The 1,095-nt window shown below is 59.5% G+C and carries 1 protein-coding gene; it reads right to left on the reverse strand.

Annotated elements, in window-relative coordinates; translation table 11 throughout:
* Positions 1–1,095, reverse strand: a protein-coding gene (locus tag ACHAC9_RS24445) for an IS3 family transposase (protein WP_435764402.1) whose coding sequence is annotated in 2 segments (ribosomal slippage) — positions 1–905 and positions 905–1,095 — 1,096 coding nt annotated over the 2 segments. Because the reading frame shifts where the segments join, the coding sequence is not laid out codon by codon here. This gene is flagged as partial in the annotation.

Raw genomic sequence — 1,095 nt, forward strand, 5'->3', positions numbered from 1 at the left:
GATAGGTTCTTTCGCTGCCATTGTGCGTTCGTAGACGCTGGGCGGCAGATTGCCCAATACGGAGTGCAGGCGCTCACAGTTGTAGAAGCCAGCGATGTAATTGGCCACGTCTAGCTTGGCTTCTGCGTGGTTTGCATAATTGCGCTGCCAGACGCGCTCCATCTTCAGGTTCAGGAAGAAGCGTTCAGCGACGGCGTTATCCCAGCAATTTCCTTTGCGGCTCATGCTGCAGACGAAGCCATGCTCGGTCAGCATGGCCTGATACTGGTCGCTCGCATACTGGCTACCGCGATCGGAATGGACGACCAGTCCGGCGGCTGGACGGCGCGCCTGTATCGCCATGCGTAAGGCGTCGCAGACCAAAGTGGCAGGCATGCTCGGCGCCATCGCCCAGCCCACGACTCTGCGCGAGAACAGGTCGAGCACGACAGCCAGGTACAGCCAGCCGGCGCCAGTTCGGATGTACGTGATGTCCGAGGCGTAAGCCAGGTTCGGCGCTGCCGGATTGAATTGCCTGGCAAGTACGTTCGGCGCAATCGGCAGGGCATGCTTGCTGTCGGTCGTGTGCACAAACTTGCGCTTCCAGACTGGCTTCAGGCTGGCCTTTTGCATCAGTCGGCGCACCTTGTAACGCCCGACCTGGAGGCCGCTATTGGCCAGTGCTGTGACCAGGCGACGGCTGCCATAACTTTGGCCGCTGCTCATAAACGCAGCACGCAGATGTACGCTTGCTTTGCAAAGAGCCGGCTTGGCGGCACGGTGCCTGGCTTCGTAAAACCCGGCCCGGCTCACATCGAGAAGGCGGCAAGTTTGTGCGACAGGAACGGCCTTCATTTGCAGCTCGTCGATGAGCCGGTAGCTCACTTGAGCTCGCGGGCAAAGAAGGCCGATGCTTTTTTTAAGACGTCCACATCACTACGAAGTTGACGGTTTTCCTGCTCCAACTGACGAATACGCTGCTGCTCAGCCGTCAACGGCTTGCCGATGCCTGGCTGGCCTTGTTGCTCGGCCTCGTATTGCTCCATCCAGCGCCGGATCGCGGTCACGCCGATATCCATTGTCTGGCTGACGTGCGAGATGCTGAGGCCTTGTTCT

The sequence above is a fragment of the Massilia sp. CMS3.1 genome, assembly GCF_051262535.1.
Taxonomy (GTDB): domain Bacteria; phylum Pseudomonadota; class Gammaproteobacteria; order Burkholderiales; family Burkholderiaceae_D; genus Telluria.